General features: G+C 61.3%; 25 protein-coding genes. 18 read left to right on the top strand and 7 right to left on the bottom strand.

The annotated features are described in order from the left end of the window. Positions 1–61 precede the first annotated feature (61 nt). Positions 62–1057 carry an endonuclease/exonuclease/phosphatase family protein gene (locus tag GN300_RS05390; protein WP_063315792.1) on the bottom strand — a complete coding sequence of 332 codons (996 nt, stop codon included), beginning with the start codon at positions 1055–1057 and terminating at the stop codon, positions 62–64. A gap of 67 nt (positions 1058–1124) precedes the next feature. Continuing rightward, positions 1125–2546, bottom strand: a complete 1422-nt coding sequence (locus GN300_RS05385) for a short-chain fatty acyl-CoA regulator family protein (protein ID WP_003939891.1) — start codon at positions 2544–2546, stop codon at positions 1125–1127. A 167-nt stretch (positions 2547–2713) separates the two neighbouring features. Between GN300_RS05385 and prpD the strand changes: the two genes are divergently transcribed. The 6 genes from prpD (at position 2714) to GN300_RS05355 (ending at position 8628) form a co-directional block, all read left to right on the top strand. After that, positions 2714–4216 carry a 2-methylcitrate dehydratase PrpD gene (gene prpD / locus GN300_RS05380; RefSeq protein ID WP_063315793.1) on the top strand — a complete coding sequence of 501 codons (1503 nt, stop codon included), beginning with the start codon at positions 2714–2716 and terminating at the stop codon, positions 4214–4216. After that, a complete protein-coding gene (gene prpB / locus GN300_RS05375) occupies positions 4216–5133 on the top strand; it encodes a methylisocitrate lyase (RefSeq protein WP_042448311.1) in 918 nt (305 codons plus the stop codon). The genes prpD and prpB overlap by 1 nt, the downstream gene beginning before the upstream one ends. Then, positions 5130–6251, top strand: coding sequence for a bifunctional 2-methylcitrate synthase/citrate synthase (locus GN300_RS05370; protein WP_063315794.1), 1122 nt, complete (start codon positions 5130–5132; stop codon positions 6249–6251). Before prpB ends, GN300_RS05370 begins: the two co-directional genes overlap by 4 nt. A 189-nt stretch (positions 6252–6440) precedes the next feature. Next, complete coding sequence (locus tag GN300_RS05365; protein WP_054781517.1) at positions 6441–7223, top strand: enoyl-CoA hydratase; 783 nt, start codon at positions 6441–6443, stop codon at positions 7221–7223. A 60-nt stretch (positions 7224–7283) separates the two neighbouring features. Next, on the top strand, positions 7284–8144 hold the full coding sequence (locus GN300_RS05360; RefSeq protein ID WP_042925046.1) for an SDR family NAD(P)-dependent oxidoreductase: 861 nt from the start codon (positions 7284–7286) through the stop codon (positions 8142–8144). Positions 8145–8154: 10 nt separating this feature from the next. Next, the gene (locus GN300_RS05355) at positions 8155–8628 is read left to right on the top strand and encodes a MerR family transcriptional regulator (protein ID WP_054781518.1); all 474 of its coding nucleotides are present in this window, start codon (positions 8155–8157) and stop codon (positions 8626–8628) included. Positions 8629–8634: 6 nt separating this feature from the next. Here the strand turns inward: GN300_RS05355 and GN300_RS05350 are convergent, their stop codons facing one another. Further along, the gene (locus GN300_RS05350) at positions 8635–9144 is read right to left on the bottom strand and encodes a MarR family winged helix-turn-helix transcriptional regulator (protein ID WP_058037691.1); all 510 of its coding nucleotides are present in this window, start codon (positions 9142–9144) and stop codon (positions 8635–8637) included. A 94-nt stretch (positions 9145–9238) separates the two neighbouring features. Between GN300_RS05350 and GN300_RS05345 the strand changes: the two genes are divergently transcribed. Beyond that, complete coding sequence (locus GN300_RS05345; protein WP_037125744.1) at positions 9239–10207, top strand: NAD(P)/FAD-dependent oxidoreductase; 969 nt, start codon at positions 9239–9241, stop codon at positions 10205–10207. Here the strand turns inward: GN300_RS05345 and GN300_RS05340 are convergent. Both GN300_RS05340 and GN300_RS05335 read right to left on the bottom strand, forming a co-directional pair. Continuing rightward, positions 10165–11085: a TIGR01777 family oxidoreductase gene (locus GN300_RS05340; protein WP_063315795.1), complete on the bottom strand. Its 921-nt coding sequence runs from the start codon at positions 11083–11085 to the stop codon at positions 10165–10167. The two genes, GN300_RS05345 and GN300_RS05340, sit on opposite strands and share 43 nt — an antisense overlap. After that, entirely contained in the window at positions 11082–11759 is a 678-nt protein-coding gene (locus tag GN300_RS05335; protein ID WP_063316041.1) for a TetR family transcriptional regulator, read from the bottom strand. The genes GN300_RS05340 and GN300_RS05335 overlap by 4 nt, the downstream gene beginning before the upstream one ends. A 144-nt stretch (positions 11760–11903) precedes the next feature. Between GN300_RS05335 and GN300_RS05330 the strand changes: the two genes are divergently transcribed. Continuing rightward, positions 11904–12308 carry an EVE domain-containing protein gene (locus GN300_RS05330; RefSeq protein WP_063315796.1) on the top strand — a complete coding sequence of 135 codons (405 nt, stop codon included), beginning with the start codon at positions 11904–11906 and terminating at the stop codon, positions 12306–12308. A gap of 12 nt (positions 12309–12320) precedes the next feature. After that, on the top strand, positions 12321–12767 hold the full coding sequence (locus GN300_RS05325; RefSeq protein WP_003940281.1) for a MarR family winged helix-turn-helix transcriptional regulator: 447 nt from the start codon (positions 12321–12323) through the stop codon (positions 12765–12767). A 6-nt stretch (positions 12768–12773) separates the two neighbouring features. Here the strand turns inward: GN300_RS05325 and GN300_RS05320 are convergent, their stop codons facing one another. After that, a complete protein-coding gene (locus GN300_RS05320) occupies positions 12774–13427 on the bottom strand; it encodes a TetR/AcrR family transcriptional regulator (RefSeq protein ID WP_007731342.1) in 654 nt (217 codons plus the stop codon). A 96-nt stretch (positions 13428–13523) separates the two neighbouring features. On the opposite strand from GN300_RS05320, the gene GN300_RS05315 reads away from it, so the two are divergent. The 9 genes from GN300_RS05315 (at position 13524) to GN300_RS05275 (ending at position 23277) form a co-directional block, all read left to right on the top strand. Then, on the top strand, positions 13524–13985 hold the full coding sequence (locus GN300_RS05315; protein ID WP_007731344.1) for a MaoC family dehydratase: 462 nt from the start codon (positions 13524–13526) through the stop codon (positions 13983–13985). Between the two features lie 28 nt (positions 13986–14013). Beyond that, the gene (locus tag GN300_RS05310; protein ID WP_050656415.1) at positions 14014–15186 is read left to right on the top strand and encodes an acyl-CoA dehydrogenase family protein; all 1173 of its coding nucleotides are present in this window, start codon (positions 14014–14016) and stop codon (positions 15184–15186) included. Positions 15187–15195: 9 nt separating this feature from the next. Next, the gene (locus tag GN300_RS05305) at positions 15196–16329 is read left to right on the top strand and encodes an acyl-CoA dehydrogenase family protein (protein ID WP_063315797.1); all 1134 of its coding nucleotides are present in this window, start codon (positions 15196–15198) and stop codon (positions 16327–16329) included. Between the two features lie 130 nt (positions 16330–16459). Beyond that, positions 16460–18388, top strand: a complete 1929-nt coding sequence (gene htpG, locus GN300_RS05300; protein ID WP_063315798.1) for a molecular chaperone HtpG — start codon at positions 16460–16462, stop codon at positions 18386–18388. 154 nt (positions 18389–18542) lie between these two features. Further along, on the top strand, positions 18543–19082 hold the full coding sequence (locus tag GN300_RS05295; RefSeq protein WP_063315799.1) for a DinB family protein: 540 nt from the start codon (positions 18543–18545) through the stop codon (positions 19080–19082). Positions 19083–19174: 92 nt separating this feature from the next. Then, positions 19175–20755 carry an FAD-binding oxidoreductase gene (locus GN300_RS05290; protein WP_063315800.1) on the top strand — a complete coding sequence of 527 codons (1581 nt, stop codon included), beginning with the start codon at positions 19175–19177 and terminating at the stop codon, positions 20753–20755. Further along, entirely contained in the window at positions 20752–21669 is a 918-nt protein-coding gene (locus tag GN300_RS05285) for a diacylglycerol kinase (RefSeq protein WP_007731349.1), read from the top strand. Before GN300_RS05290 ends, GN300_RS05285 begins: the two co-directional genes overlap by 4 nt. A gap of 46 nt (positions 21670–21715) precedes the next feature. Continuing rightward, a complete protein-coding gene (locus tag GN300_RS05280) occupies positions 21716–22543 on the top strand; it encodes a potassium channel family protein (protein ID WP_047271164.1) in 828 nt (275 codons plus the stop codon). A gap of 47 nt (positions 22544–22590) precedes the next feature. Further along, positions 22591–23277, top strand: a complete 687-nt coding sequence (locus GN300_RS05275) for a TetR/AcrR family transcriptional regulator (protein WP_007731351.1) — start codon at positions 22591–22593, stop codon at positions 23275–23277. A 6-nt stretch (positions 23278–23283) separates the two neighbouring features. Here GN300_RS05275 and GN300_RS05270 read toward each other — a convergent pair whose 3' ends face one another. Further along, positions 23284–24468, bottom strand: coding sequence for a metallophosphoesterase (locus GN300_RS05270; protein WP_063315801.1), 1185 nt, complete (start codon positions 24466–24468; stop codon positions 23284–23286). Positions 24469–24582: the final 114 nt, after the last annotated feature.

Genomic DNA, 24582 nt, shown 5'->3' with positions numbered 1-24582 from the left:
ACTGAAGACGTGAGCACCGGGGCACAACCATGCCCCGGTGCTTGCTCAATCCAGTATTTACTCAAGACAACGTGATGTCGGCAATCAGGCCGTGGTGATCGGATCCCTCGATCTCGATCCGTTCCAAGGATGTCGCCACGGCGCCTTTCGTGATGATGTGGTCGATACCGACCACCGCCGGATACCGCTTGTCGGTCGGATAGGTCGCGATCAGGCCGGAACCCAATTGGTCGGCGGCGCTGGTGTATCCGTTCGTGAGAAGATTCCGGAACTGTTTGTTCGAGTACGACGCGTTGAAGTCGCCGCTCACTATCACGTTGTCCCGTCCGGCGACTTTGTCCATGTAAGACCCAAGCCTTCGCTGCTCGTCCGCCCACACCGAAGGCGGTGAGATGTACGCCGGTGCCGGATGCACGGCGAACAATGTGACTGGCTGCGCCAAGCCGACATTCAGTTCTGCGGACAGCGTTTCGGGTGAGAATCCGTCGAGGCTACGCGGATTGGAGAGTGGAAAGCGACTGTAGATTCCTGCCCCGCCACCACCGTCGGTGTACGGGACGAGGAATTGGTGGCTCAGAACCTCGTCAAGCCCGGCGGCTTTGAGCGCGTCGGCTTCCTGGTACGTCAACTCCTGGACCGTCACCACGTCGACCTCGCGTTCGCGGACCATCGCCACAAGCGACTCCGGATCCGCTGCACCGACCATCAAGTTGGCCTGCATGATTCGAATCGATGGACCGTTCGCAGACGTCGACTCCCCAGTTCCGCCGATGTACAGCGGGCTCACAGACCATCCGAACAACCCAAGGACGAGGATCGAGGCGGCGCACACGATCCACTGACGCCCGATACCCGAGACGACGGCACCGATCAGCGGAGCAATCATCAACAAGGGCGCCACTGACGCGAGAACGATCACGATGTTGTGATCGACGTCCAACTGAGTTGCGATCAAGGCAACCAAACCAGTCACGATGCCGGCCACACCGGCCACGGCCGAAAGGCGGCGAAGAACCAGTCGACGAGGGGTCACGGCATCGGGTTGCATGACGTCCATGGAAGCAGAAGAGCGTCGTAGCTCCGGGAAACTGCAGGTGGAGTCGGTGTGCCCTACTGTTTGCGCCCTATTGTTGCGGATACGGAAGGTGGCTGCTGCTGTTCTCACTGACGGAGATCGAGCGGCCGAGTTGGGGGAAGGCGCGTTGAGAGCACGCTGGCCTGTCACAGACTTTGCACCCCGCGCCGATCGGCACGATGGTCGCGGGGTCGTCCGTCTGAATTCCGTGTGAGTAGACCATGCGATCGGCGTAGCCGATGTCGCAACCGAGTCCGACGGCGAAGTTGCGCTCGGGTGCGAGGTACCCGAGTCCGCCGCTGTGGGTAGTGCGCGCCACCCAGAGGTATGTCCGGCCGTCGGGCATCTTCGCGACCTGAGTGAGGATGCGACCTGGGCTCGCGAATGCCTCGTGGATGACCCACAGCGGGCAGCTGCCTCCGACTCTGGAGAAGTGAAAGGCGGTAGCAGACTGACGCTTCGAGATGTTTCCGGCGCGATCGGTTCGGACGAAGAAGAAGGGGATGCCGCGTTGGCCATGACGCTGGAGAGTGGACAACCGGTGGCAGACGGTCTCGAAGCCGACCTCGAACTTGAGGCTGAGCAGGTCGATGTCGTACCGCAAGGCCTCAGCGGATTGCAGGAATTGGGTGTACGGGAGTAGCAGTGCGCCGGCAAAGTAGTGTGCGAGTCCGACGCGAGCCAGCGCTGCGGACTCGGCGCTCAATGATTCATCCTCGGCGACAAGGGAATCGATCACGTCGGCCTGCGTGAAGAAGGCCAACTGCATTGCGATCTGGAACGCGCGTTGTCCTGCCGACAGACGACGGGCGAGTGTGAGGACCGACTTGTTCGGATCGTAGTAACGCTTGGGGCCGAGCTTGTCGGGTTCGTCGGTACGGATCGTCACGGTGACGCCGTGCTGATCGCGAAGTAGTCGTGCCAGTTGCAAATCCACTGCGCCCACGGACAATCCGTTGTCCAGGAACATCTGTTCGGCAGCGTCGTCCAGAACGGCGATGTGATTCTTTCGGTCGTAGAAGAAGTCCCGAACTTCCTCGTAGGGCATCGGTACGAGTGACACATCGGATGCTGGTTCGCCGGACAACTGCGTCGAGAACTGGTCCAACTGCTCTGTCGCGGCGTGAAGGCGGCGGTGCAACATCACGAGGGTGCGTCCGACCGCCGGCATGCGGGCCACCAATTCGTCCACCTCGGCCAGAGATACGTCTCCAGATTCCGAAGTTTCGGCCAAGGCGTGATGAACGTCCGCAACCAGGCGTGCGTCGGAATCGGAGGCGAAGAATTGCACGTCGAGATCGAACTCGGCGTTGAGCTTGAGAAGGACGGGCACCGTCAGCGGTCGTTGATCGTTCTCCAGTTGATTGACATAGCTGGGGGAGAGTTCGAGTGCCTTCGCCAGTGCGGACTGTGACAGGTTTCGTTCCTCCCGCAGCCGTCGCAGCCGCGCTCCCGCGTACATCTTCTTCATCGAATCTCCTCGGTGCCGATCGCGTTCACCCTACCGAGAAGCTATTCGCAACATTCGCAACATTGCAGCATTGTCATTGCACAAATAGGCAATTGCGAGGGCCTATCCCGAGGTGAATGAGCTGCGTAGCGTGCAAATAGATACCGAAGAACGTGAGAAGAGGACCGATGAAGACGCATCTCGTACGCACTCACCGCTCTGCCGAAGAGTTCCCCAAGGAAGACCACCTCGCGTGGAAGATCGCGGAAGTTGCGACGGATTCCGTCGACGTCACCGACGCCACATCCGACATGATCGTCAACCGGATCATCGACAACGCGGCAGTTGCCGCAGCTTCCCTGGTACGCCGTCCCGTGGTGAATGCGCGGGCGCAAGCACACTCGCATCCGTATACGCCGGGCTCCACCGTGTTCGGTATCCCCGGTACGTTCTCGCCTGAATGGGCCGCCTGGGCCAACGGTGTCGCGGTTCGTGAACTCGATTTCCACGACACGTTCCTCGCCGCCGAGTACTCGCACCCCGGAGACAACATCCCGCCGATCCTCGCCGTCGCTCAGCACACCAGCCGTGACGGTCGAGACCTGATTCGTGGTCTGGCGACCGGCTACGAGATCCAGATCGACCTGGTTCGGGCTATCTGCCTGCACGAGCACAAGATCGACCACGTCGCACACCTCGGCCCCTCGGCTGCGGCAGGTATCGGAACTTTGCTGGGCCTGGGCACCGAGACGGTCTACCAGGCAATCGGCCAGGCGCTGCACCTCACGACGGCGACACGTCAGTCCCGCAAGGGCGAGATCTCCAGTTGGAAGGCGTACGCGCCTGCGCTGGCAGGCAAGGTTGCCGTAGAGGCGGTCGACCGCGCGATGCGCGGTGAGGGCGCACCGTCACCGATCTGGGAAGGCGAAGACGGCGTCATCGCCTGGTTACTCGGTGGCCCGGACAAGGAGTACCACGTTCCGCTGCCCGGTTCGGGTGAGGCGAAGCGCGCCATCCTCGACTCGTACACGAAGGAACACTCCGCGGAGTACCAGAGCCAGGCGCCGATCGACCTCGCTCGCCGGATGCGTTCTCGCGTCGGTGATCTCGACCAGATCGCGTCGATCGTCCTGCATACCAGTCACCACACCCACGTCGTCATCGGCACCGGTTCCGGCGATCCGCAGAAGTTCGACCCGACCGCCTCGCGTGAAACCCTCGACCACTCGGTGATGTACATCTTTGCCGTTGCGCTACAGGACGGTACGTGGCACCACGAACATTCCTACGCGTCCGAGCGTGCACAGCGCGCGGACACGATCGAGCTGTGGAACAAGATCTCCACGCGCGAAGATCCCGAATGGACACGCCGTTACCACTCGACGGATCCGGACGAGAAGGCTTTCGGTGCTCGCGCCGAGATCACCTTGAAGAGCGGCGAAGTCATCGTCGACGAGCTTGCGGTGGCCGATGCGCACCCGCTCGGCGCACGTCCGTTCGCTCGCGATCAGTACGTCGCGAAGTTCCGCACCCTCGCCGAGGGCGTCATCGAGCCGAGCGAACAGGACCGCTTCCTCGACGCGGCTCAGCGCACCGCCGAATTGAAGGCAGGCGAACTCGATCAGCTGACCTTCACCGTTTCCGAAGACGTTCTCGCTCGGGCTCCCAAGGTCGCCAAGGGACTTTTCTGATGTCGGGCCTCATCGCAGCAGCGACGTCTGCAGCCGACAAGCGGATTGCCTTCCGGGCGGGGCTGACGTCCGGAAAGATTCAACGACTCCCGGGTGCGATCAATCCGCTGACAGCCAGACTGATTCAGGAAATCGGGTTCGAGGGTGTCTACGTTTCAGGTGGTGCGTACTCCGCCGGATTGGCGCTTCCCGACATCGGACTGACCACCTTGACCGAGGTCGCCGGCCACAGCAAGCAGATCGCGCGCGTCACGGACCTCCCGACGCTCGTCGACGCCGACACCGGTTTCGGTGAACCTATGAGCGCGGCCCGCACGGTCACGATCTTCGAGGACGACGGAATAGCCGGTCTGCACCTCGAGGATCAGATCAACCCCAAACGCTGCGGGCACCTCGACGGCAAAGCAATTGTGCCCACCGAAGACATGGTTCGCCGTGTTCGTGCTGCAGTGTCGGCGCGTCGTGACCCGAACTTCGTCATCTGCGCGCGCACCGATGCTGCCGGAATCGACGGTATCGACGCGGCGATCGAGCGAGCAAAGGCCTATGTGGATGCCGGTGCCGATCTGATCTTCACCGAAGCTCTTGCCACCGAGGCCGACTTCGAGAAGTTCCGCGCAGCGGTCGACACTCCGCTCCTCGCCAACATGACCGAGTTCGGGAAGTCGAATCTCATTTCGGCGAAGACGTTGGAAGAGATCGGTTTCAACGCCGTCATCTACCCCGTGACCACCCTTCGGCTGGCGATGTTCGCTATCGAAAAGGGTCTGCGCGAGATTTTTGCGGAGGGCACGCAAGAAGGACTGCTCGGCGAAATGCAGCATCGCAGCAGGTTGTACGAGATTCTCGAGTACGAGCGCTACAACGAATTCGACAGTGGCATTTTCAATTTCAGCTTGGAGGGGAGTAGGACATGACCGAACAGATTCCGACGATCTACAAGGGCTTGGCCGGAGTTGTCGTCGATACGACGGCTATCTCCAAGGTAATGCCCGAGACGAATTCGTTGACGTATCGCGGTTACGCAGTGCAGGACCTTGCCGCGAACTGCAGCTTCGAAGAAGTTGCGCACCTGCTCTGGTACGGCGAACTGCCGACTCCCGAGCAGCTCGAATTACTCTGCCTGCGTGAGCGTGCGGCCCGTCGTGCCGACCGCTCACTGCTCTCACTCCTGACCAAGATGCCGGACAACTGCCACCCCATGGATGTTGTCCGCACGGCGATCAGCTACCTCGGCGCCGAGGATCCGGCGGAGGACGACAACTCGGAGAAGGCCAATCTGGCCAAGGCGCTGCGGATGACGGCTGTGCTGCCGACCATCGTCGCAGCCGATTTCCGCCGCCGGCGCGGTCAGGATCCCATCGCGCCGCAGTCGGACCTGGGTTTCGCCGAAAACTTCTTGAACATGTGCTTCGGTGCTGTTCCGGAGCCGGCGATCGTGAAGGCCTTCGAGGTCTCGCTGATCCTGTACGCGGAGCACTCCTTCAACGCCTCGACGTTCGCCGCTCGTGTTGTGACGTCCACACTTTCGGACATCTACAGCGCAGTGACCGCTGCTATCGGCACGCTCAAGGGCCCGTTGCACGGCGGTGCAAACGAAGCTGTCATGCACGACATGCTCGAGATCGACGACCCCGACCGCGCCGAAGCCTGGATGTCGGAGAAGTTGGCTGCCAAGGAGAAGGTCATGGGCTTCGGGCACCGCGTCTACAAGAACGGTGATTCGCGTGTTCCGACCATGAAGCAGGCCCTCCTCGACGTCGCGGCAGCGACCGACGGCGAGAAGTGGGTGCAGATGTACGAGATCCTCGAGAAGACCATGGTCAGTGCCACCGGAATCAAGCCGAATCTCGATTTCCCTACGGGCCCTGCATATTTCCTCATGGGCTTCGACGTCGAGATGTTCACGCCGATCTTCGTGATGAGCCGCATCACCGGATGGACGGCGCACATCATCGAGCAGGGGCAGTCGAATGCACTGATCAGGCCGCTGAGCCAGTATTCGGGCGTGCCACAGCGCACAGTCGTGGCATGACACTTTTTGCTGTCGTGGCATGACGCCCCTTTGATACTGCGTCGGCGAGGTTCGGTTCTGGCATCACCGTCTCCTGGCCTCGTCGACGCTTCTCCGTTCGCACTATCTGCAACTTTGCATCGAGAATTCGCAAAGATATTCAAGTGCAATGTGTTTCGACTTTTCTCTACCGGAAATAACGTGAGTGTCATGACTGAAACGCACGAAGAAATCTTGATCATCCGTCGTGGCGAGACCCTCGACGTCGTGTTCAACCGGCCGGAAAAGCGCAACGCATTGACCCCGCAGATGTACGACGCCATTGCCGGAGCCTGCCGGCGCGCCGACTCCGACCGCGAGATTCGGTTACTCACTCTCCGAGGTGCTGGGGGAGAGGCGTTCTCGGCGGGCTCCGACATTGGCCACCTTCAAACCTTCTCGAGCTTTCAGGACGGGCTCGACTACGAAAGCCGGTTCGTCGGCGTACTGACCGAACTCGAGAAAGTGAGGGTTCCCACCCTCGCGGTCATCGACGGTGTGTGCGCGGGAGCAGGGCTGTTGCTGTCGGCAGCGTGCGATGTGCGGATCGCGACGCAGGGGTCACGCTTCTGCCTACCGATCGCGCGCACACTCGGAAACTCGTTGTCGATCCATTCCGTGGCGTTGCTGGCGGACAGGATCGGCAGTTCGCGTCTGATGTCGTTGATCGCTCGGGCTGGGGTGATGTCGAGTGGCGAGGCTCTGCGGAGCGGCTTCCTCAGCGACTGTGCAACAGAGTCCGAGTTCGCGACCCTGACGGCCCAGGTATCTCGCGATCTACTTGCCGCCGCCCCGATGACCGTCTGGACTATTCGGGAGTCCCTGCGACGCATCAGAACCCGAGTGATTGCCGACAACGATGATCTGATGAGCATGATCTACAGCAGTGACGACTTCAAAGCCGGCGTCGACGGTTTCCTTCGCGGGGAACGACCGCTCTGGGCCGGCGTGTAGTTCGGCGGTAGAACCACAGGCTTGCGTTGGAGCGCGCTCTAACCCCTAGCGTTGCCGACCATGACAACAAAGACCTGGATCATCACCGGAGTTTCTCAGGGTTTCGGCCGTGAACTCGCACTGTCTGCACTTCGATCGGGCGACGCGGTAGTCGCTGCAGTTCGTCGTCCCGAGTCCGTTGCAGATATTGCGTCGGCGAATCCGGATCGGTTCTCGGCGGTGACGTTCGACGTCAGAGACACCGCAGCGGCTCCGGGCGTCGTCGAATATGCGCTCGAGCGCTTCGGTCGCATCGACGTGCTGGTCAACAATGCCGGTCGTGGGATGGTCGGCGCGGCGGAGATGGTGGACGATTCGACCTTGCGGGATCTGATGGAACTGCACCTGATCGGACCCGCCGCGTTGGTGCGCGCCGTCCTCCCGTCGATGCGAGTGCAGGGCAGCGGGACGATCGTGCAGATGAGCAGTCAAGGCGGCCGTATGTCGTTTCCCGGTGTCGGGGCGTACTCGGCGTCGAAGTTCGCTCTCGAGGGTTGGTCGGAGGCTCTCGCCGGTGAGGTCGCGCAGTTCGGCGTTCGGGTGATGATCGTCGAGCCCAGCCGATTCCGTACAGCATTCAACACGCCTGGCGTTCTGAGCTTCGCCGAATCATCATCGGAATACCGTGATTTGCTGGATCCCGTTCTGCGGGACATGGCGGCCGCAGACGGTGTTCAGGAGGGTGATCCGGAGAAAGCAGCAGAGATCATCACCTCGCTTGTGCACAGCGAGAATGTGCCACTTCGTCTGCCACTCGGAAAGGAAGCCGTGGAGCGTGTCTCCGCGTCGTATCGGAAGAATCTCGCCGAGGTATGCGTCTGGGCCGACCTGGCTCGCAGTGCAGACTTCGCGGATGCTGCCGGCCCTGTCCGCCCGTTCTAGGCTGAGAGTCATGGCTACGGAAGACTTGATGCGTAAGGCACTCGAGGCACTTGGGGAAGTGGACGGGCCCATGTCGATCGAGGTGATTCACCGACTCGTCGATGCAGGGGACGTTCAGGAGCCGATGTCGATCGCCGAAGTCTCGGACCTGCTGGATGTCTCGGCACATACGCTGCGCTACTACGAGAAGATCGGTCTGGTCGAGGTCGATCGTGACTCGAGCGGACATCGTGTGTACGGTCCGGAATCTGTTCGCAGGCTGGTGTTTCTGACCCGCATGCGCATCTCGGGTATGGCGATTCGCGACCTGCAGCACTACGTCGAACTGGTCGACGCCGGTGAAGGGACAATTCCGGAGAGGCTCGACATGCTGCTCGAGCACCGAGACACCGTTCGTCGGCAGATCAAGGAGCTCACGTTGTCTTTGGCTGCGACGGAGTACAAGATTGCGACGTACGGCGGGCGGACCGGAGAGCAGGAGTAACCCCGATTACTTGCCCGGCATTCGATTCAGCCCACTTTCCATGGATACTGCCAGTCGCTCGAGTGCGGCAAGGACCTTCCCCCGGTCCCGGCCGAGTTGGGTGAACAATTCACCGTGAGCGGCGAGTTCGCGAGGAAAGACGTCGTCGACGACAGCGTTTCCCTGGACCGTCATCGTGATCAGTGCAGATCGCCTGTCTTCGGGATTGCTTGTGCGGGAGACGAATCCTCGCTTCTCGAGTCGCGCGAGTGCCTTGCTGACCCCGGCCCGAGACATACCGAGGCGTTCGGCGAGACGAATCGCGGTGACCGGTTCCTCGGCGTATCGAAGTGGCACAAGCAGTTCCACTTCCGACACGGTGAGATCCGCGGTTTGGTATACCGGTTCGACTGCTAGTTCGAGAAGCGCCGTAATCCGTTTGAGTTGCGCGACTACTTCCATGGGCGAGGTGTCGAGGTCGGGATTGTTTTCGGCCCAGAGGTTGCAGGTACGGGAGCGGAGTGTTGGTTCGTTCACGATTCCTCAACTTTGTTAACCGGTAAACAAATTTGCTAGATTGCCAGAATAGCCCACCGTCTCGGGTGGGACGATCTGCGGACTGGGGGAGCACATGAGGTTCGACGTGGTGATTGTCGGTGGCGGTGCGGCGGGGTTGAGTGCCGCGCTTGTTCTGGCTCGTGCTCGGCGGCGAGTGATGATCGTCGATGCAGGTAACCCGCGCAATGGTGTCTCCGAGCACCTGCACGGGTACCTGACGCGGGATGGTGAGAGTCCTACGCAATTACTTGCGGCCGGCCGCAAGGAGGTTCTCGAGTACGGCAGCGAAATGACGACTGGCACCGCAATCCGAATCGAGCGCACGGACGACGGTGGGTTTCTTGTGCAAACCGACGCGACTGCGTCGCTGGAGGCACGGACTGTTCTGGTTGCTACTGGGTTACGTGACGAGCTGCCGAACATCGCTGGGCTGCAAGATCGCTGGGGCGTCGACGTTCTGCATTGTCCCTACTGTCACGGGTACGAGGTTCGAGATTCCCCGATCGGTGTGCTCGGTGGTGGCAATAGGCCGTTCACCATTCATCAGGCGTCGTTGGTGCGTCAATGGTCGGAGGATGTCGTCTTCTTTCCCAACCGTATCGAGCTGACGGGAGCCGAACGGGAGCGGCTGATTGCCAGGGGGATTCGCATTGTCGAAGGCGATGTGGCTGGCGTGTCGGTTGGCGATGGTAGATTGGACGGCGTCGAACTGGCCTCCGGTCAGGTAATTCCGCGAAGCGTAGTGTTTGTCGGCCCACGGTTTGTTCCGCGAGGCGATCTGTTGACTGACCTGGGGTGTGAAGCCGACGAAAATGGTTGGGTGGTAACTGATCCTGCAGGCAGCACAAGTGTGCCTGGAGCCTGGGCCGCGGGGAATGTGTCGGATTCTCCGGCGCAGTTGATCACCGCCGCCGCTGCCGGATCAAAGGCTGCGATTGCACTGAATCACTATCTGCTCGAGCAGGATATCGTGCGAGCGGTTGCGATCGCAGCCGAACTTCAGCCGAGTGAAACCGGAAGCAACCCTCGCGGGGTCTCTTGAGCGATCTGGTTCAGCGCAGACTCCAACGTCGGAAATTGATACTGGAAGCCGCTGTCCGCGAGCACCCCTGGTGAAACCCAGCGACTCTTCGTTACCAGTTCAGCCTCGGTGCGGATGATTCGTGCGCCGAACTCGAGCATCCAGCCCGGCGTCGGAAACCCGTATTGTCGGCCAAGTTTCGCTCGTACCATCCGCATCATGTCGGTGTTGGTTACCGGATACGGGGATGCGATATTGACCGGGCCTGAGATCTCCGGATTCTCGTAGACGTGGATGATCGCGCGAATGACGTCGGCGATGTGAATCCAGCTGAACATCTGTCGGCCGTCGCCCATTCGTCCGCCGAAGCCCATTCGGGCGAGGTTGACGAACGGATTGATCGCCCCACCGCCGGCTCCGAGGACGATCGACATCCGAAGTGCCACTTTGCGAACAGGCGTTGGGGCTGAGAACAATTCGTGTTCCCACGCTCGCGCGACCGCTACGGAGAATCCCTTACCCAGCTCTCCGTTCTTCTCGTCCATCGGTCGATCTCGTGCGTCTCGGTAGATCGTGCCGGTACTGGCATTCGCCCAGAGTGAGGGTGGCTGCGGCGTGCGGGTCAGCGCACGACCCAACAGTGCAGTCGTTTCCACTCGGGAGGAGAAGATGTCGTCGGCATTGCGCTTGTTGTAGCGGCAGCTCACGGAGCGGCCGGCGAGGTTGACGAGCAGATCCGTGCCGCTGAGTACATCGGCGACGCCGTGCTCGTCGGACCACGTGGCATCGCTCGTTCGTCCCCGGCCGATCGTCCGAACGTCGACCCCGTTGGATTCGAGCGTTCGAAGAAGGTGTTGGCCTACGTAACCCGACGCACCACAGACAACAACGGTCTTCATGGTTTTGTGTTCCCCTCTGCAGAAACGACTTTTGTCATCAGGGCGGCGACATCGCCGACCAGACCTCGTGCCACTGGCAGCCGGGCGAGGGTGAGCGCTTTCGCGATGATCGGGACCAGGCCGTCGACCAGGGATCGGGTACGAGTTTGCCCCGGAGACGAGTCGGTGACCCAGTGCAGCGTCACGCCCAGATAGCTAAGCCACAAGAGTGTTGGGAGCTGGGTCTCCAATGACGCCGGCGTCTTCTGCTTCGACGCCGCCAGTGCTTCGCGCATCAGATCGACGGCCATCGATCTCGCATCGGTCGACTCGGCCGAGAACGGGCTGGACTGTGATGTGGTGGGCAGGGCAACGTGCAGAAACGTGCTGCCGAAGCCGTGATAGGGCCCCATGACATCGAGTCCGGTGTGCAGAACAATCCTGAGATTTTCTGTCAGTGACCCACCTTCGCGAAGGAGTGGAAGCGCCCGCGCGCGGTGATCGCGTTGGATGACGAGATACAGCTCGTGAACCAGTTCGTCTTTACTGGCGAAGTAGTAGTAGGCGTTCCCGAGCGAGACCTCTGCCTCATTTGCGATCTTGCGCATGGTCGTCGCTGCGAAGCCTTCGTTGCGGAAGAGCCGCAATGCTGTTTCCACCAGCTTTTCCCTGGTCTCGATCCCGCGACTACTCATCGACACTCCTTCTTTGAACATGTTCAAGTGCAGCGTACGCCCTGGAGTTGAACACGTTCAAGAGTGGATTTTTGCGTGAAAGATAATAAGCGCGCATACTAAATGTATGAATGAATGTGCTTTCGGTTCGCCAGGGGGCCGGCGATGAATGCCTGGTTAGGGGTTGTCTCTGCCGAACATGTGCGTCGCGCAGTGGTTCTCGGTATCGCACAGATCGGGCACGGAAAGAGAGCCGGATTGGCACGGATGAAAGCAGGTGACGTGCTGGTCTACTATTCGCCGGTCGAGTCCATTGGTGATCGAGATCCGTTGCGCGAGTTCACAGCTCTCGGTGTGATCGAAGAGGGTGAGATCTGGCAGGCGGACGAGGGGTGCTTCAAGCCGTTTCGGCGTCGACTGCGATACGAGCAGTTCACGCCCGTTCCACTCGGCGATGTGCGGAGTCGATTGGCGCTGACCTCGGCACCGAATTGGGGGTATCAACTCCGGCGTGGCTTGATTCCGTTGGATGACAACGACGTCGAGGTTCTGCGTTCGACGACGAGCTGACACACTGGCGCTGTGGCGAAGAAACTGGAAACCGACTTCGAGGACGCGGACGAGAGTCCCGGTCTGATGTTGTGGCGTGTCACCAATGCTTGGCAAGCCTCGATTCGCGCGGCGCTGCGACCTTTCGACCTGACCCACGTGCAGTTCGTTCTGCTCGCAGCACTGACCTGGCTGGATGCAGAGACGCCGATAACTCAACGCGGTCTTGCCGAGTACGCGCGCACCGACGCGATGATGACGTCACAGGTGATTCGGACCCTCGAATCCAAGGGGTTTGTCGAACGACGTCCACATCCGACCGATGCTCGTGCTCGCTCGCTTGCCGTCACGCCGGTGGGTGCGGCCTTGGCCGGCAGGGCGAACCGCGCGGTGGAATCTTCGGACCGGGAATTCTTCGCCGCTCTGGGGGATCGTCAGGCGGCCTTCGTCGCGATGCTCGGCGCGCTTGATCGACGGTAACAACCCTCAGTTTCGAGGAGGTTGCTCTGTAGTTCTCTGCAGCAGTGCGTATTTGGCTTCCAGTCCGTCCAGTAGGGATTCCAGCGCGAGTTCGAAACTGGCACCGTCGATTTCCGCAGCACGCTCACGCAACAGATGTGCTCGCGTGAGGTGCGGGTAACGCTCGGCGTAGATCGCAGGATCGTCCACGAATCCGCCGGAGAACGTCGCCGTCGCAGCACCCATGACCACGTACTTGACGGAAGCGCCGATCAGTGTTGCCGTGCGCTGTGGCCATCCGGCGCGCACCAGTCCGCCATGGATGGCGTTCGCGCGATCGAGGGCGATGGGCCTGACGCTCGGACCGTAGGCCAAGTAGGGAACGATATTGGGATGCTTGCCCAGGGCGGCGTGGTAGGACCGCGCCCACGTGCGTAGCGCGCCGCGCCAATCGTCGGAGTCGAAGCCGCTCACGTCGACGGACTCCATGATGACGTTCGCGACGTCGTCGAGTAACTCGTCCTTGTTGGCGTAATGGCTGTACAGCGACGGTGCCTGTACGCCGAGAACAGTGGCGAGTTTGCGCATCGAGAAGTCGGTCAAACCGTGCTCGTCCACCAGTTTCAGGGCGGTGTCCCTGATGATCGGCTTACTCAGTAGTGGAACCCGCGGTCGCGCCATCGCCCAGAACCCTTTCGTCTGAAAGTACTGGACAACCTTACACTGTGAGTTTATTATCCAATTAACCTAACAGTGTTCGGGAACGTGGAGGATCAGATGACACGGGTGTTCGAGAACAAGTCCGATCTCCTGGGGGCGGTCGGTGAAACGCTGGGCTCGAGCGAGTGGGTCGAGGTCACCCGCGAGATGGTCCATCAATTTGCCGACGCGACCGGTGACCATCAGTGGATTCACGTCGACGACGAAAGGGCAAAGCGTGAATCACCTTTCGGTGGTCCGATTGCCCACGGGTATCTGACTCTCTCGCTCCTGCCGCTTCTGTCGAAGTCCGTGTATCGCATCGACGGCGCGAAAATGGTCGTCAACTACGGGTCCGACAAGGTTCGATTCCCGAGTCCGGTGCCAGTCGGGGCCAAGGTTCGAAATACCGCAGTGCTCTCCGCAATCGAAGAATTGCCGAACGGTTCACTACAGAGTCAGATCACCAACACCGTCGAGATCGAAGGCGTGGGCAAACCTGCCGTCGTTGCGCAGACCGTCGCGCGAATCTTGTTCTGAAATCCTGCAAGAAGAAAGCAGACTCCACATGAATCTCGAACTGACCACTGAGGAAGTTGCGTTCCGCGAGGAGATGCGAAAGTTCTTCACCACCGAATTCTCGCCCGAACTTCGAGCACGTGCAGCCGGATTCGGAAAGCTGACTCGTGAGGACATCGTTGCGGGTCAACAGATTCTGAACGCACACGGGTTGGCGGTTCCACACTGGCCGGTCGAATGGGGTGGCAAGGACTGGACTCCGGTTCAGCGCCACATCTATTCCGAGGAAATGCAGTTGGCGTCGGTACCCAACCCGTTGCCGTTCAACGTGAGCATGGTTGGGCCCGTTATCGCTGCCTTCGGTTCGCAGGAGCAGAAGGAGAAATTTCTCCCCGCTACGGCCAACGCCGATATCTGGTGGTGCCAGGGTTTTTCGGAACCCGAAGCCGGTTCGGATCTCGCTTCACTCAAGACGGCCGCTGTTCGTGACGGCGCAGACTACATCGTCAATGGTCAGAAGACGTGGACTACTCTCGCGCAGCACGCCGAGTGGATCTTCTGTCTGGTTCGTACAGATGCCAGTGCTCAGAAGCGGCAGGCCGGAATTTCGTTCTTGCTCATCGATCTGGCAACTCCCGGCATCACGGTTCGCCCCATCAAACTGATCGACGGCAGCGTCGAGGTTAACGAGGTGTTCTTCGACAACGTCCGCGTCCCTGCGGAGAATCTTGTCGGCGAAGAGAACAAAGGCTGGGACTACGCCAAGTTCCTGCTCGGCAACGAACGCACGGGCGTCACGCGGGTCGGGTTCTCCAAAACTCTTGTCGCCACGGCAAAAGAGAAGGCGCGGGAAGTTCGCGTTGGAACCGGCACCCTCCTCGATGATCCGTTGTTCGCGGCTCGGTTGGCTGAGCTGGAAAACGATTTGCTTGCGCTGGATCTGACTCAACTGCGAGTTGTGGCGAGTTCGGCAGACGGCAAGCCGAACCCGGCGTCCTCGCTGCTCAAGCTCCGCGGCTCCGAATTGCAGCAGGCAGCAACGGAATTGCTGATGGATGTTGCGGGTCCGGACTCGTTGCCGGTGAATACGGTCGAGATCGACTCGCCGGAGTGGGCGCAGCAAGCGGCGCCGCGCTACCTGAACTACCGGAAGGTTTCCATCTACAGCGGATCAAGTGAGGTGCAGCGCTCCATCATTGCCTCCTCGATTCTCGGATTGTGAGCATCTGACATGAATTTCGAACTCGATGACGAGCAGACGATGCTTCGCGACACGACGCGCGAATTGCTCAACCGCAGCTACGACGCGGAGAAGCGTAACGCCACCTCGGCCACTGACGAGGGATGGAATGCCTCGGTGTGGAAGCAGTTCGCCGAGCTCGGGCTGCTCGGCCTGCCATTCGCGGAGGCCGACGGCGGGATGGGCGCTGGGCCGGTCGAGACCATGGTCGTGATGACCGAACTGGGCCGCGCGCTTGCACCCGAGCCGTATCTGGGTGGTGTTCTGATCCCCGGCGGTTTGATCGCGGCTGTCGGTTCGGCAGATCAGCGGGCGCGGCTCCTGCCGGCGCTCAGCGACGGGACCACTCTGTCGGCCTTCGCGCATACGGAACCCGGCACGCGCTGGCCGGTCGCCACCGTCACGACCACGGCGTCGCAGTCGGGATCGGGGTGGACTATCACCGGCGTCAAGAACCCGGTCCTGCAGGGCGACAGCGCGCACGTCGTGATCGTCAGCGCCGCACTTCCAGACGGGGGCACCGGGCTCTTTCTGGTAGATGCGGAAAGCGCGGGTGTCTCATGGAGCAAATACGCAACTCACGACGGCCGTCGCGGTGCGCAGTTCACGTTCACCGATGCCGCGGCCGAACAGCTTGGTGAGGGCGGCGATGTCACGGAGGCGATCGTCGAAGCAGAGGTTCGGGCGCAGGCAGCTCTGTGCGCCGAGGCGATCGGGATCATGACCGAAGCTCTGCGACTGACGACGGAATACCTGAAGCAGCGCAAGCAGTTCGGTGTTCCGCTCGCGAAGTTCCAGACGCTGACTCATCGTGCGGCCGACATGTACGTGGCGCTCGAACTGGCGAGCAGCATGAGTCTGTACGCCACCATGGCCATCGCCGACGGAGTGATCGATCCGACCATCGCGTCGCGAGCGAAGCTGTCTGTCGGTCGCGCCGCGCATCAGATCGGTCAGGAAGCAATTCAGATGCACGGTGGTATCGGTATGACAGCCGAGTATCCGGTCGGGCACTACGTCTCGCGGCTGGTGGCCATCGAACACACTTTGGGCGCATCTGACGATCACCTCAGGGTGCTGGCCGCCGGCGTCTCGAACTATTCGATGGTGAACGTCACCGAGTAGATCGGTGGTGAAGATAACGGGAGGTCACGCGCAGGTCGCGTGGCCTCCCTTGTCTGTGCGGGGGCCGACCCGCGGTATTCGCGGTCAAGTAAAATTCCTGTGATCAGTCCGAGAAGAGAAAGGGATCGAAGTGACCGCGCATACCGAGCAGCTCGAGTTCCAAGCAGAAACACGTCAGCTGCTGGATCTGATGGTTCATTCAATCTATACGAACAAGGACAGCTTCCTTCGTGAGTTGATCTCCAACGCTTCGGACGCGCTGGACAAGCTCCGCCTCGAGTCGTACCAGGACAAAGACCTCAACGTCGACGTCTCCGATCTGCACATCGAGATCGACATCGACAAAGCGGCGCGCACCCTCACGATCCGCGACAACGGCATCGGCATGTCGCGTGACGAGGTCGTCGACCTGATCGGCACGCTCGCCAAGTCCGGCACCGCCGAGGTACGTCGTAAGCTCAAGGAAGCCAAGGATGCAGCGGCATCGGAAGAACTGATCGGTCAGTTCGGCATCGGTTTCTACTCCACGTTCATGGTCGCGGACAAGGTCACGCTGCTGACCCGCCGTGCCGGTGAAGATCACGCGACGCGCTGGGAATCGACCGGCGAAGGCACGTACACGCTCGAGCATGTGAACGAGGCACCGCAGGGTAGCTCCGTGACCCTGCACCTGATGCCCGAGGATTCCGAGAACGGCCTGCACGACTACACGTCGGAATGGAAGATCAAGGAACTGGTCAAGAAGTACTCCGACTTCATCGCGTGGCCGATCCGCATGGATGTCGCTCGTACGTCGACGCCGGCCGAGGGCGAGGAGCCCGAGGTCACCATCGAGACCGAGACGATCAACTCGATGAAGGCGCTGTGGACTCGCGCCAAGGACGAGGTGTCCGAGGACGAGTACAAGGAGTTCTACAAGCACGTCAGCCACGCCTGGGACGAGCCTCTCGAGGTCATCCCGATGAAGGCCGAAGGTACTTTCGAATACCAAGCGCTGCTGTTCATTCCGTCGACGGCGCCGTTCGATCTGTTCATGCGTGAGCGCAAGGCCGGGATCCACCTCTACGTCAAGCGCGTCTTCATCATGGACGACTGCGAAGAGTTGGTGCCCGATTACCTGCGCTTCGTCAAGGGCGTGGTCGACGCACAAGACCTCTCGCTCAACGTCTCTCGTGAAATTCTGCAGCAGGACCGGCAGATCGCTGCCATCCGTCGTCGTCTGACCAAGAAGGTCCTCTCGACCATCAAGGACATGAAGGCGAACGAGCCGGAGAAGTACTCGACTTTCTGGACCGAGTTCGGACGCGCGCTCAAGGAAGGCCTGATGGCCGATGCCGACAACCGCAAGACGCTGCTCGACATCTCGTCCTTCGCCTCGACCAACAGTGAAGAGGGCGTGACCACTCTCGCCGAGTACGTGGAGCGCATGAAGGACGGTCAGGAACAGATCTACTTCATGACCGGCGAATCTCGTCACCTCATCGAAAGCTCGCCGCACATGGAGGCTTTCAAGGCCAAGGGCCTCGAGGTTCTGGTACTTACCGATCCCGTGGACGAGATGTGGGTCGACGCAGTCTCGGACTTCGACGGCAAGACCTTCCAGTCGATCGCCAAGGGCGAGGTCGACCTCGACACCGAGGACGAGAAGAAGGCGGCCGAGGCCGAGCGCGAAGAGAAGGAAAAGGAATTCGGCGCGCTACTGACGTGGCTGACCGAAACCCTGTCCGAAGACATCAAGGAAACGCGTCTCTCGACGCGCCTGACCACGTCGGCTGCCTGCATCGTCGGCGACGCGTTCAGCATGTCTCCGACGCTCGAGAAGATGTACAAGGCTTCGGGTCAGCCTGTTCCACACAGCAAGCGCATTCTCGAGCTCAACCCGGAGCATCCGCTTGTCTCGGGTCTGCGGGAGGCGCAGGCCGCCAATGACAATGCAGAGAACCTGACGGAGACGGCTCAGTTGCTCTACGGCATGGCGTTGCTTGCCGAGGGCGGCGAGCTGAGCGATCCGGCGCACTTCACGCGCCTGCTGGCCGATCGTTTGGCCCGCACAGTCTGATCTCGTCTAGCTCGCTCGAACTCCCGGCACTCACCTTCATCGGTGGGTGCCGGGAGTTTTTTCTTGATCGTTTTCTAATGAGGACCGTTTCTGTCCGCAATAACTTCTAACGTAGTTCTCACAGGGCACGAACCCACGAGCGAAGGAAAACATCATGAACGCACCGATCACCACCGTCACCGGCGAGCGCGCGGATCTCCTCCAGAGCCTGCGTCGGCATCGTGAATTCCTTCTCTTCACCGTCAAGGACCTCACCGACGAGCAGGCCGCTTCGAGGCCGACCGTGAGTGAACTGTGCCTCGGCGGATTGATCAAGCATGTGGGTCAGGCGGAAAAGGGATGGGTCGACTTCATTCTGGAAGGGCCGGCCGGACTTGGTGGGGACTTCGACCCGACCCAGTGGTCGGAAGAGATGCAACAGGAACGGGCGAACGAATTCGCCATGGTCGAGGGTGAAAACTTGGCAGGCATCGTTTCCGAGTACGAGGGGATCGCGGCCAGGACCGACGAGTTGGTGGCCTCGCTGGACAGCCTCGACATCTCGCATCCACTGCCGTCGGCGCCGTGGTTCGAAGCGGGAGCTCGCTGGTCAGCGCGGCGCGCATTGCTGCACATCATCGCCGAGACGGCCCAGCATGCGGGCCACGCGGACATGCTTCGCGAAGCCATCGACGGTTCCAAGACGATGGGTTGATGGATGGATTGATCCACCGGGATGTTTACACATCACACAAATATGTAACACTAGTGTCTATGAGCACCGAAAAGTCTGCCTTGCAACCGCCGATGCAGTGGGACGCCTGGGGCGATCCGGCCAAGAAGCGTGAACTGTCGGACGCAGTCACATCATTGTTGACCGGATTTCTCGGTGTCTCCGCACCGACTCGATCGCGTCTCGCCATCGAAGACGTCCAGGTGGCTCCGTCCGCTATGGCCCAGTCGCATGTCGAAGCGCTGTCCGGGCTGGTCGGGGCCGAGTACGTCAGTACCAAGGATTCCGATCGAATCCTTCGGGCCGGTGGCAAGAGCACCCCGGATCTGCTTCGCCGTCGTAGCGTCGAGCCGCAGGACGCACCGGACGCAGTCGTCACTCCAGGGACAGACGCAGAGGTCGAGCAGGTTCTCCGATACTGCTCTGCCAACCGGATCGCAGTGGTCCCGTTCGGTGGTGGCACCAGCGTCGTCGGCGGGCTCGATCCCATTCGTGACGGGTTCGAAGCAGTTCTTTCTCTCGATCTGCGCAGGTTCGATCAGCTTGTCGGGTTGGACGAGGAATCGGGCATTGCGACGTTCGGCGGCGGAACTACCGGCCCACGGGCCGAGGAGCTTCTGCGTGAGCACGGTTTCTCGGTCGGGCACTTCCCGCAGAGCTTCCTGTTCGCCACTCTGGGCGGGTTTGCCGCCACCCGGTCTTCGGGGCAGGCGTCGGCTGGATACGGGCGCTTCGAGGACATGGTTCAGGGCCTCACCGTTGTCACCCCGAGTGGAGTGATCGAGACCGGGCGTGCGCCGGCATCCGCTGCAGGCCCCGATCTGGGTGAGCTTTTTGTCGGCTCCGAGGGCACCTTCGGCGTCATCACGCACGTGCGTGTGCGGGTTCACCGTCTGCCCGAGACCACCGTGCGCGAAGGGTGGAGCTTCCCCGACTTCGCCACCGGCGCAGCTGCATTGCGTGAGCTTGTCCAGGAAGGATCGGCTCCGACCGTGCTGCGGTTGTCCGACGAGGCCGAGAGTGGCGTGAATTTGGCGACCACCGACAAGATCGGCGAGAACGCCTTCACCGGTGGTTGCCTCGGCATCACTACCTACGAGGGCACCGCTTCGCACACCGCTGAACGGATGGCGGAGGCCCGAGCAATTCTCACCGCTCACGGCGGCACATCGCTCGGCGAGGAGCCCGGAAACAGCTGGGAACACGGGCGATTCGATGCACCGTATCTGCGTGACGCTCTCCTCGATGTCGGTGCGCTGTGTGAAACCCTCGAGACGGCAACCACCTGGGGTAACCTCGCGAACCTGCGCTCCTCGGTCACCGAGGCGCTGACCAAGGCTCTCGTCGAGCAGGGGACTCAGCCGCTCGTGATGTGCCACATTTCGCACACCTACAAGACCGGTGCTTCGCTGTACTTCACCGTGGTCAGCGCGCAGACCGAGGATCCGATCGCTCAGTGGCACAAGGCGAAAACTGCCGCTGGCGATGCGATCATCGCCGCCGGTGGCACGATCACCCATCACCACGCTGTCGGCGCCGATCACCGCCCATGGATGAAGGACGAGATCGGTGAACTGGGCGCGAACATCCTTCGCGCAGTGAAGAATGCAGTGGACCCTGCCGGCATCCTCAATCCTGGAAAGCTGATTCCGTGACCGAAACCCGCAGTCAGATCGAGAAGGTTACCGTCCTGATCAATCCGATGGCGGGACATGGTCACGCGCCTGCGGCAGGACGCAAAGGTGTTGCGCGACTGCGCGCTCGGGGAGTTGCCGTCACCGAGATCATCGGAACCGACGCCGACGACGCCAAGAAATTGGCCCGTCGTGCGATCGAGGAGGGTACCGACGCGCTGGTGGTGGTCGGCGGTGACGGTGCCATCAGCATCGGATTGCAGGCTGCCGCGTTGACCGATACTCCTATCGGGCTCATCCCGGCGGGCACCGGTAACGATCACGCCCGTGAGTTCGGCATTCCCACAGGCGATCCCGAGGCAGCCGCCGATGTGATCGCCGACGGCGTCGTGCAGCAGTCCGACCTGGCGAAGATCACGCTGGCCGACGGTTCCGTCGTCTGGTCGGGAACGATCATCGCGAGCGGATTCGATTCGCTGGTCAGTGAACGGGCCAATCGGATGTCGTGGCCCAAGGGACCGATGCGCTACAACTTGGCGATGCTCGCCGAGTTGGCGAAGATGAAGCCGCTGCCGTACCGGATCGAACTCGACGACGAGGTCATCACGGTGGACGCGACGCTCGTGGCTGTCGGCAACGGCCGCTCGTACGGTGGCGGCATGCTCATCACTCCGGGCGCGTCGAAGTCTGACGGGTTGCTGGATCTGACCGTCGTCGGGCACGGTTCGAGGTTGCGTCTGGTGCGCCTGTTTCCGCGGGTGTACAAGGGAACTCACGTCTCCTTGGATGCGGTGCAGACGTATCGGTCGAAGAAGGTGCGGTTGGTCTCCGAGGGCATCATCGCCTACGCGGACGGCGATCGGGTGGGGCCGTTGCCCATCACGATCGAGGCAGTTCCCACGGCGCTCAACATCTTGACGCACACTCGGATCTGAGTCGGTTCTGCCGGGCACTAGGTAGCGGTGGTGTCAGACTTCTCGGATGAACGAATCGACGAAGTCGGCGCACCGCCGCGCTGCGTGGACGTTGGAGAAATGGCAGCTAGCCATCGACATCCCGTTGACCGCTGCGGCCTGCCTGTTCTTGGTGGCGTACGCGTACCAAGTGCTGGCGCAACCGACGGGCCTTCCACATCGTCTGACCGAATGGACGATGTGGGCTGCGTGGGTCGTTTTTGCCGTCGACTACGCAGTTCGCCTGTGGTTGGCACCTGCCCGCGGTCGCTGGTTCGTCAGGCATCTCTTGGACTTGGCGATGGTGGTGTTGCCCATGCTGCGTCCGCTGCGCCTACTTCGGTTGGTCACACTGCTTGCGATAGTTCACCGCTCGAGCGGGCAAAGCTTGCGTGGACGGGTGGTTATTTACGCCACTGGTGCCACGGCCTTGCTGATCGGTGTCGCGGCGCTGGCCATGCTCGATGCCGAGCGTCACGCGCAGGGCGCTGCCATCACGTCGTACGGAACGGCATTGTGGTGGGCGATGGAGACGGTCACGACCGTCGGTTACGGAGACATGGCGCCCGTTACCACGACCGGGCGCATGATCGCCGGAGCATTGATGATCGGCGGAATTGCGTTGCTGGGCATCGTGACTGCCACACTCGCTTCCTGGTTGGTCGAGCGCGTGGCGGAACAGGACGAGGCATCCCAGGCCGCGACGCGTAAGCAGGTGGCGGACCTGTCCGAGGAAGTCCGAGCCTTGGCCACCCGCACGCACCGAGTCGATCTCGCGTCCGTCGATACCGATTCGCTGCGTCGCGAACTGGCGTCGAGGGGAGTCGTGGCGCAGCATGCACCTTCGGACAATTGACCCGCAGTACAGCAAACAATAGAACGATGGTCTGATAATCTTGCGTGATGGTGGCGACCCACGGATTTCAGCGCGCGCGCAGGCCTGAGCAGATCGAAGCGCGTCGGTGCGCGATTCTCGATGCGGCCCGCGCGATGCTCGGGTCCAGGCCCGTCGCCGACATCAGCCTGCGTGAGCTCAGTGAGAGCGTCGGACTGGCGAAGTCGAACGTGCTTCGCTACTTCGACAGTCGCGAAGCCATCTTTCTCGAAGTGCTCGACGAGAACTGGGTTGCGTGGTTGGACGGGTTGTCCGAGTCGTTGACCCCGACCGGTGACGACTCGCCGTTTGCCACTGAAATCCATGTGGCATCGACGGTTGCGGAATCGCTTGTCGCACAGCGTTTACTGTGTGAGTTGATGAGCGTCATGGCAGGTGTCCTCGAAAGAAACATCTCCGTCGACTTCGCCCGTGACTTCAAGAAGCGGGCAACGGTCAACTCGGGAAGGTTTGCGTCGCTGATTCATTCGCAATTGCCTCACCTCTCGGAGGGCGACGCGGCTCAATTCGCCAAGGTAACCCTGGTGATTGTTGCAGGCTTGTGGCCGACTGCCGAGCCTGCCGAATCCATGGTCGTCGTACTGAACGAGATGCAGGCGCCCCCTGCTGCCGACATGTTCGCAACCGGCCTACGTGAAGGTCTGATCAATCAGCTCGTCGGGCTGTCGGCGCGAGCGGCAACCCGAACGAGCTGAGCCCGTTCAGGCGCTGTGCAGCGTCAGGACGGTGATCTCGCTCGGTGCGAACACGCGGAATGGTGGACCCCAGAACCCGGTTCCGCGGCTTGTGTACAACTGCGTGCGGTCGCCGTGACGGGTGAGCCCGCGCACCGACGGTTGATCGAGTTTGACCAGAAGGTTGAACGGCCAGATCTGTCCGCCGTGGGTATGACCGGCGAGCTGCAGATCCACTCCCGCGGAAGCGGACTGAGTTACCTGCTTCGGTTGATGGGCGAGCATCAGGATCGGCAAATCGGGGTCGGTGCGGGCAAGGGCCATATCGAAGTTCGCGCCGTGACCGTCGAGCTTCGATCCCAGAGCGGTGGCGTCGTCGACTCCGGCGATGACCAGGTTGTCGCCGCCCTTGGTGACGACGAGGTGCCGGTTGTGCAGGGCATCCCAGCCGATCGAGGTCATGTAGTCGAGCCACTCCTGAGCCTCGTGGAAGTACTCGTGATTCCCGGTGACGTAGACACGAGCGAGTCTGGCTTCCACCGACGCGAGTGGGGTGGCTTGGCGGAGGCGCTGCTCCACTGTTCCGTCGGCAATGTCACCGACGTGGGCCACGATGTCGGCGTCGAGATCGTTGACTGCCGCGATCACGCGCTCGGACCACTTCTCGCGATTGATCGGCCCGAAGTGAGTGTCGGTGATCGCGACTACCCGAAGTTTGTCCATCCCCGCACCAAGGCGGGGGATGGTGACGTCGACGTGCTTGATCCGTGGCAGTCTCATGGCTTCCCGATAGCCCCAGATCAGCAGAACGGCCGAGGTGATCAGTGCCGCAACGGCGACGATTCTCGATCGAAGCGGGTCATCCACGCCGCCGACGAGCAATCCGAGCCTCAGGACTTCACCGAGCAGGGTCCACACGAACACGACCCAGATGATTCCGAGGAGGGCGTCGCCGACCAGGCGAACTGGATCGCGGTCAGTGTGTCCGTGGCTGAGCATCATGGTGGCAGGCAGGGTGATCAGGAGGGCGGCAAATAGAACGGTGCCGAAAACTGCCACCGCTGTCGGCCAGTCCGGCCGGACGAACAAGCTCCACCACGGGTACACGAACAACAGAGCCAAGATCGACGCGACAATCGCGGATATGGCAACGATCCGCAACGGTCTGCGGCGCGGAACTCGAGCGACGTCGGTCGCCTGGGGTGTAGTCACCCCGTCCAGAGTAAAGGTCCACTGGTCTATTAACAAGGGGACGGTGGTCCGCTATCGGAATGTCGGTGTTCTCGGATAGGTTTCCGAACGTTGAAACTCGGCCAGTGATCAGGT

This window comes from Rhodococcus sp. Ni2, from assembly GCF_021352185.1.
In the GTDB taxonomy this organism is placed as follows: domain Bacteria; phylum Actinomycetota; class Actinomycetes; order Mycobacteriales; family Mycobacteriaceae; genus Rhodococcus_F; species Rhodococcus_F qingshengii.
Note: the sequence above shows the minus strand (reverse complement) of the source record. Positions and strands in the feature narration are given on the sequence as shown.

What these genes read in the sequence shown, in the direction of transcription:
- GN300_RS05390 (WP_063315792.1), bottom strand. Translation starts at nt 1,057, where the DNA reads ATGGACGTCATGCAACCCGATGCCGTGACCCCTCGTCGACTGGTTCTT.
- GN300_RS05385 (WP_003939891.1), bottom strand. Translation starts at nt 2,546, where the DNA reads ATGAAGAAGATGTACGCGGGAGCGCGGCTGCGACGGCTGCGGGAGGAA.
- prpD (WP_063315793.1), top strand. Translation starts at nt 2,714, where the DNA reads ATGAAGACGCATCTCGTACGCACTCACCGCTCTGCCGAAGAGTTCCCC.
- prpB (WP_042448311.1), top strand. Translation starts at nt 4,216, where the DNA reads ATGTCGGGCCTCATCGCAGCAGCGACGTCTGCAGCCGACAAGCGGATT.
- GN300_RS05370 (WP_063315794.1), top strand. Translation starts at nt 5,130, where the DNA reads ATGACCGAACAGATTCCGACGATCTACAAGGGCTTGGCCGGAGTTGTC.
- GN300_RS05365 (WP_054781517.1), top strand. Translation starts at nt 6,441, where the DNA reads ATGACTGAAACGCACGAAGAAATCTTGATCATCCGTCGTGGCGAGACC.
- GN300_RS05360 (WP_042925046.1), top strand. Translation starts at nt 7,284, where the DNA reads ATGACAACAAAGACCTGGATCATCACCGGAGTTTCTCAGGGTTTCGGC.
- GN300_RS05355 (WP_054781518.1), top strand. Translation starts at nt 8,155, where the DNA reads ATGGCTACGGAAGACTTGATGCGTAAGGCACTCGAGGCACTTGGGGAA.
- GN300_RS05345 (WP_037125744.1), top strand. Translation starts at nt 9,239, where the DNA reads ATGAGGTTCGACGTGGTGATTGTCGGTGGCGGTGCGGCGGGGTTGAGT.
- GN300_RS05340 (WP_063315795.1), bottom strand. Translation starts at nt 11,085, where the DNA reads ATGAAGACCGTTGTTGTCTGTGGTGCGTCGGGTTACGTAGGCCAACAC.
- GN300_RS05335 (WP_063316041.1), bottom strand. Translation starts at nt 11,759, where the DNA reads ATGAGTAGTCGCGGGATCGAGACCAGGGAAAAGCTGGTGGAAACAGCA.
- GN300_RS05330 (WP_063315796.1), top strand. Translation starts at nt 11,904, where the DNA reads ATGAATGCCTGGTTAGGGGTTGTCTCTGCCGAACATGTGCGTCGCGCA.
- GN300_RS05320 (WP_007731342.1), bottom strand. Translation starts at nt 13,427, where the DNA reads ATGGCGCGACCGCGGGTTCCACTACTGAGTAAGCCGATCATCAGGGAC.
- GN300_RS05315 (WP_007731344.1), top strand. Translation starts at nt 13,524, where the DNA reads ATGACACGGGTGTTCGAGAACAAGTCCGATCTCCTGGGGGCGGTCGGT.
- GN300_RS05310 (WP_050656415.1), top strand. Translation starts at nt 14,014, where the DNA reads ATGAATCTCGAACTGACCACTGAGGAAGTTGCGTTCCGCGAGGAGATG.
- GN300_RS05305 (WP_063315797.1), top strand. Translation starts at nt 15,196, where the DNA reads ATGAATTTCGAACTCGATGACGAGCAGACGATGCTTCGCGACACGACG.
- GN300_RS05295 (WP_063315799.1), top strand. Translation starts at nt 18,543, where the DNA reads ATGAACGCACCGATCACCACCGTCACCGGCGAGCGCGCGGATCTCCTC.
- GN300_RS05290 (WP_063315800.1), top strand. Translation starts at nt 19,175, where the DNA reads ATGCAGTGGGACGCCTGGGGCGATCCGGCCAAGAAGCGTGAACTGTCG.
- GN300_RS05280 (WP_047271164.1), top strand. Translation starts at nt 21,716, where the DNA reads ATGAACGAATCGACGAAGTCGGCGCACCGCCGCGCTGCGTGGACGTTG.
- GN300_RS05275 (WP_007731351.1), top strand. Translation starts at nt 22,591, where the DNA reads ATGGTGGCGACCCACGGATTTCAGCGCGCGCGCAGGCCTGAGCAGATC.